At 26.1% G+C, this 6,256-nt stretch carries 7 protein-coding genes; all 7 read right to left on the bottom strand.

Going from position 1 to position 6,256, the window contains the following annotated elements:
- Positions 1-381: 381 nt before the first annotated feature.
- Entirely contained in the window at positions 382-837 is a 456-nt protein-coding gene (locus ACRDBA_RS12285) for a hypothetical protein (RefSeq protein WP_438573214.1), read from the bottom strand.
- A 99-nt stretch (positions 838-936) separates the two neighbouring features.
- Positions 937-1,464 (bottom strand): signal peptidase I, encoded by a 528-nt coding sequence (gene lepB, locus ACRDBA_RS12280; RefSeq protein WP_438573213.1) that lies wholly within the window; start codon positions 1,462-1,464, stop codon positions 937-939.
- Between the two features lie 41 nt (positions 1,465-1,505).
- Positions 1,506-1,709 (bottom strand): helix-turn-helix transcriptional regulator, encoded by a 204-nt coding sequence (locus ACRDBA_RS12275; RefSeq protein WP_438573212.1) that lies wholly within the window; start codon positions 1,707-1,709, stop codon positions 1,506-1,508.
- Between the two features lie 313 nt (positions 1,710-2,022).
- Positions 2,023-3,084, bottom strand: coding sequence for an LCP family protein (locus ACRDBA_RS12270; protein ID WP_438573211.1), 1,062 nt, complete (start codon positions 3,082-3,084; stop codon positions 2,023-2,025).
- 129 nt (positions 3,085-3,213) lie between these two features.
- Positions 3,214-4,467, bottom strand: coding sequence for a DUF4179 domain-containing protein (locus tag ACRDBA_RS12265; protein ID WP_438573210.1), 1,254 nt, complete (start codon positions 4,465-4,467; stop codon positions 3,214-3,216).
- Positions 4,468-5,028 (bottom strand): sigma-70 family RNA polymerase sigma factor, encoded by a 561-nt coding sequence (locus ACRDBA_RS12260; RefSeq protein WP_438573209.1) that lies wholly within the window; start codon positions 5,026-5,028, stop codon positions 4,468-4,470.
- A 284-nt stretch (positions 5,029-5,312) separates the two neighbouring features.
- On the bottom strand, positions 5,313-6,256 hold a 944-nt coding region (locus tag ACRDBA_RS12255), incomplete at its 5' end, for an alpha/beta fold hydrolase (protein ID WP_438573208.1).

The following is a 6,256-nucleotide window of genomic DNA, read 5'->3' as shown; positions in this document are numbered from 1 at the left end:
ATTTAACCTGCAAAAATCAATTTTATTGCAGGCTTGTTTACCATACAATAAAATATTCAAACTTATATAATTTTCAAAGAGCGAGCAATTCTATGAAAAGCCAAGCTATTTTTTCATATCAGCTTAACAGATTCTATTTCATTTAGCTATATGTAATACAATTTTTTATTTATGTATATTTTACCATTATGATGGAATTTTAAAATAAAAAGCTACTGAAAATTTTATTTTTCAGTAGCCGCTTAAACAAACTATTTAAAATTACTTAGAAGTTTTTCTATATAATTCAAAATAACTTCTTTATAATTATAAGATTATTTTATATCATAAAAGCTATTTTTATTTCCATGATAATATCCCTATATTAATATATCAATATATTTACATTATATCTTCAATTATATATAGTAAATTAGATTTTTTTAGAAATACCATATAAATTTCTGATGAATCTTCTTTTTTATTATAAAAATATTTATATTCTTCTTCAAAGTTAATCTTATATTCTTCCTTTACCTCTAAGCTTTTTGATATTGCACTTATTGAGTTTTCTACAAAGAAGCTTTTCTTTTCTTCCCAATTTACTTTTATTGAGTTTAAAGAATCTCCTTCATATTTAAAAACATTATATCTTTCTCCATCTCCTAATAAGCTGCCACCACTATCAGAAGAATAAACTCTTGAATATCCTTCTGGAATACTTATTCCCCAATTACTCTCAATTGTGTTTATATAATTATTTTTTTCCTTTATAAAGCTATAAGTTTTTACCCCTATTGTAAATATAAGAATTACTAGCAGTGCCCCTATAACTTTAAACCCTCTGTTTTTCTTCATCTCTACCTCTTTACCCTTTAATTTTATTTATAAAAAAGCACCTATATTAATAAATATTTAAACTTACCTAATATAGATACTATCTAAAACACTGTAAATTTATTTTATTGTTCCTATATCACTAAATGGATATATTTTTAATTGTGCCTTACCTTCTATTTTATCAGCATCTATGTATGGATTATCCCAAACCCTTGAATCTGCTGAATCTGCTCTATTATCTCCTAGGAAGAAATATTTCCCCTGTGGTACTCTATAATTTCCATTAGTATTATCATTATGTTTAACATAATCCTCTTGTATGACTTCTCCATTTATTGTAACTACACCATCTTGAATAGATATAATATCTCCTGGTAAACCAATAAGTCTTTTTATTAAACGCTCCCCTAGCTCATCAGAATAAAATACTACTACATCTCCTCTTTCAAGCTTTTCTGGATTATAAACCTTACTTACAAATAATTGATCATGAACATTTAATGTAGGCACCATAGATCTTGATGGAATATATGCCTTAAATAGTAAAAACTTATTGATTAATAATGCTAATACTACCGCTATTACTATAGGTATCCCCCACTCATAAATAATTCCTCTTTTTTTAGTTTCTTTATAACTTTTCATTTTTAAAATCTCCTCTCTATAAATTATATCTCATAATATTTTTAATCTACAAATTCAAATAGTTCTTCTACTGAAAGGTTAAAAACCTTAGCTATATCCATTGCAAGCTTTAGTGATGGATTATATTTTCCATTTTCAAGATGGACAATGGTTTCTCTTCTTACACCAACTAGCTCTGCTAAATCTGTTTGTTTCATTGAATTTTTTTCTCTATATTCCTTAATTTTTGTCTTTAAAGTAGGCAATTTTTTTAGATCCCCTTTCCCTTATAATATCTAATTAAGCTTACCCTTAATAGAGTACCTTTATTAGCCTTATATAAAGTATTAATTCTATGTTATAAATATATCACCCTTTCCATAAATAGTAAATATATAAAAGTTAAATATTTATAACATTTATCCATATCCTTAACTTTAAATAAAAATATCACCTATATTAAACAAAATATATAAATAAAAATAAAATATTAATGTGTTCAATCATTGTTCTAATTATATTTAATCCTTATAAAAAAGACCTTATAATTGCATTAATTACAACTATAAGGTCTTAACTTTATTCTTCTAATTCATAAACTAATTCTACGTCATCATACTTTTCTAAAGCCTCATAAAATGAAAGATAATCATATTCTTCTGGATTAGGTTTCTTATCTTCAAATATAAAGCTATTTAATATATCTCTATTTTGTTCTTCATCCATTACTAATATATCACCAAGCACTTCATGTTTTCTATCATCTACAAGCTCTAAAACCGGAATTTGAATTTGCTCAATTGCAAGCTCTGGGAATTTACTTATTGTATAAGCCATGTCTAAAGCACGAAGAGGATCTATGTTGGTTTTTATGTAACCTAACATTTTATTCATTACACCTAAGTATTTAATTGGATTTGTTTCATATATTTTTTCTGTTACCTTTGTAAGTACCTCTCTTTGTCTTTCAACTCTTTCAAAGTCATCTCCAACTCCCTTTCTTATTCTTGAATAAGATAAGGCTTGCTTTCCATTTAAAACTTGAAGTCCTGTTTCTTCAACTGGACAATCATTTCCACCTGTTGATTCCCCTATATATTTGTTAAGCTCTTCTAATTGATAATCCTTAACATCTACTTCTATTCCACCAATTTGATTTATAACTTCTTCAAAGCCTGAAAAATTAACAACTATATATTTATCAATATTCATATTATAAGTAGTATTAATTGTATCTAACAGAAGGTTTACTCCACCTATTTCATAAGCAGAATTTATTTTTTGTTCTCCATAGCCTTCTATTTCTACTAATGTATCTCTAAATAAAGATGTTAATTTAATTTTTTTATTATTATTGTCTAATGTCGCTATTATCATAGAGTCTGCCCTTGATTCCTCATCCAAATCTCTAGCATCAGTTCCTATTAATAAAACATTAGTAATTCCGTCAACTACTTTAAATTGTCCTTCACTTTCAACCTTTATTGGAGTATATTCAGTATATATTCTTTCCTTAACATATCCATAAGAAATAAATATTATTGAAGATATAACTACTAATACTCCTATAGCCCCTATAAGTATTTTCTTTTTAACTGAATATTTCTTTTCCTTAATTTCCGACTTATCTTTTTCACTCATTTCAGAGTTTCCCCCCCTTTTTCATTTTTTTAATTATATCACTATTTTTTTCCAAAAATGCTTTTGTAATTCTTTTTTCATTTTTCCTTAATTTTTTATTGATTTTTGTAATTTTTTAATATCTATATCTTAGTCAAATTTAATTTTTGTATCAAACTGAATAAACTTTGGATGAGGTAAACTACCATGATATACATTGTTTTCACAAATCTTTATACAGCTTTCCCCTTCTCTTGTATTATCTTGTATTACTATTTCAAAGGATTCATCCATTTTATTTTTATCCTTTTGCATTTCTATATATAAAGCTCCATCTCCCTGTTCTTCCATTCCAAAATATGAAGGAGATAAACCATATGCTTGTTGTAATCCATCTTTATCTATTAAGAAAGCTTCATATAATCTAATATCATTTGCCGGTAAGTTATCCTTATTAAAAATAGTCTTTTTATTTTCTTGATTTAATGGAACTACTTTAACTTTAATGTCAAAAGGAGTTTTAATAATTTTTTCTAATTTAAAGCCATCTTTTACTTCATTTACCTCAATTTCTTCTGTTTCATATTGTGCTAACTTTAATGGAATATTAAACTCCCAATTTCCTTCTACAACATATCTTTCATTATTATTACTTTCTACTAACTCTGGAGAACTATTTTTAACTGGTAATGATACAGATGGTATTTTTATAGATATTTCTATATCTTCTGGAATATCTATAGATTGCATTTCATAAGCTCCATCATTATTAATAATAGTTTCATTCTTAACTAATTCGTATTTTCTTAAACCAATAAATGTTTTACTATCTACAAACATTCCTGTTAAGAATGGATATGAATTAAAGTTCACTTCTTGAGTGTAATTAAAATTAACTTCTTCATCTAATAATATCTTTTCAATATCTTTTTCTATTAATTCATTGCTTTGAACATAATCTCCTTGTTCGTTTACAATATACCCATTAGGCGAAATATTAGTTAAATACGGAAAATCTTCTTTATTTTCAATTTTATATGAAACATATACTTCATCCCCAGTGTACACAGCTTCTTCAATAGTTATTGTAATTCCATTAGATTCTTTTGAAATCCCTATATTAGTTGCATATTCTGAATAATTTCCTGAGTTAATAACTGGGTTTTCCTTTTTTTCTAATACTTTAAATATCTCCTTTAAAATAGGTATATCATCAGCAAAGGTTGGATTTGATATTCCAGCTGATATTACTATTATTGCCAAAGCTGCAACCATTCCTATATTTCTTTTACGCTTTTTTTTATTTTTTTCTTTAATTTCTTTTTCTGCCTTATCTAATCCACTTTCAACATAAGTTTTTATGTTACTAGGAACTTTTATATCATCAAACTTATCTTTATTCATTTAAATCTCCTCCTTTAATAATAAACTTAGGGATTTTCTAGCTCTACTTAGCCTTGTCTTTACTGTATTTACTGGACAATCAACTGTTTCACTTATTTCATCTACAGATAAATCATTAAAATACTTAAGTATTACAACTGTTTTATATTCTGGCTTTAAAGCATCAATAGCTTGATATAAATCTAATTTTTCTTCTATAGATATTCCACTTACTTCTGAAGCTAAAGGTGCTTCGCTATTAAGCTCTGTAACATTACTATCCTTTCTTATTTCATCAATACAAATATTGATTAAAATTCTAGTAATCCAAGTTCTAAAGACCTTAGGATTTTTTAACTTACTAACATTTATAAAAGCTTTATAAGAGCACTCTTGTATTGCATCTAAAGATTTTTGTTCATTTTTCAAATGCATAAAAGCAATTTTATAAAGATACTCTATATTTTCATTTATTACTATAGAAAAAGCTTGTCTATCCCCTTTCATTGCTTTTTTAATTGCTCTTTTCATATCTAAGTCTAGGCTGCCTATTCCTTTATCAATTCTAATTATTGACTCCATATATCCTCCTAAAAAAATTTAAGTTATGCAAAACTCTTTTCCTTCTTTAGACGTAAAAACTCTTAATTAGGTTTCACTATTTTTAATTTTTTTTCCGTTCTTAAAATAAATTTTAAAATTATCAATATGTACTATATAAAATCATACTATAAACTACTATGTAATAACCATAAACAAATATAAAAATAGAGTAAGATTTTTTTCTTACTCTATTTAAGCTTATATTATGATATTTAAATATCTTTTTATAGATAACATGGTCCTATTTTCAAATACTTATGTCTCTAATTATTTATTTCCTTTAAAAATTTATCAGTAAGCTCTGCAATTATTTCATGATTATTATGGTATATAAAATGGTTTCCTTCTAAAATCTCATATTTTGCTTTATCTCCAATACGCATAAGATGCTCATGTTGATACTCCTGTGGTGAAATTTTAATCTGATTATTTTTAGTTTCATATGTCTGTTTTGAAATAATCTTAAAATATGGTACATCCTCAGGATACGGCAATCTATTTGTATCTTTAACACATTCTATAGATGAAATCATTTGATTTAATAATGTGTTGTTTATAGCAAATCCACCAAAGGAAATCATATCATCTATTTCCTTTTCATTATACCCAATATATTCTAGACCCTTTTTATTAGTAGTTACTCTAGCTAAAATAGAAGTTAATCCTATCTTTTGCTGAAACTTCCCTATTTTTAATAAAGGTTTTATAAATCTAGGCATATCTTCACCTATATAGGCAGTTGATGTTCCATCTAAAGAAATAATAGCTTCTACTTCTTCTGGATATTTTGAAGCATAGTATTCACTATATACACTAGATATAGAATGTGGCATTAATATATACGGCCCTTTTATTCCATCCTTTAAAAGTAAGCTTCTAATTTCTTCAACATAATTTTCGCAAGTTCTAGATCTATCTGTTTGACTACTAAACCCTACACCATAATATTCAATGCAAACAACTGTATAATTTCTTTTACTAAGACTCCTCATAATTGGACCAAAATCTGCTGAAGGAAGTGCTACCCCCAGACCTGGAAGTAATACTATTGTTTTTTCACCATTACCAACTTTACTAATATGAATTTTACCATCAAAAACATCTATAATCTTTCCATAGGGCTTTATTTTCTTCATTTTTGCTTTAAAATACTTTTCCTGTAAAGCTAAGCCTATAATCATAAGGATAACAATAGTAGTAAATATAA

It is taken from the genome of Clostridium sp., from assembly GCF_051654825.1.
Classification (GTDB): domain Bacteria; phylum Bacillota; class Clostridia; order Clostridiales; family Clostridiaceae; genus Clostridium.
This window is presented reverse-complemented; position numbering and strand designations above follow the sequence as displayed.

What these genes read in the sequence shown, in the direction of transcription:
- ACRDBA_RS12270 (WP_438573211.1), bottom strand. Translation starts at nt 3,084, where the DNA reads ATGAGTGAAAAAGATAAGTCGGAAATTAAGGAAAAGAAATATTCAGTT.
- ACRDBA_RS12260 (WP_438573209.1), bottom strand. Translation starts at nt 5,028, where the DNA reads ATGGAGTCAATAATTAGAATTGATAAAGGAATAGGCAGCCTAGACTTA.
- ACRDBA_RS12265 (WP_438573210.1), bottom strand. Translation starts at nt 4,467, where the DNA reads ATGAATAAAGATAAGTTTGATGATATAAAAGTTCCTAGTAACATAAAA.
- ACRDBA_RS12285 (WP_438573214.1), bottom strand. Translation starts at nt 837, where the DNA reads ATGAAGAAAAACAGAGGGTTTAAAGTTATAGGGGCACTGCTAGTAATT.
- lepB (WP_438573213.1), bottom strand. Translation starts at nt 1,464, where the DNA reads ATGAAAAGTTATAAAGAAACTAAAAAAAGAGGAATTATTTATGAGTGG.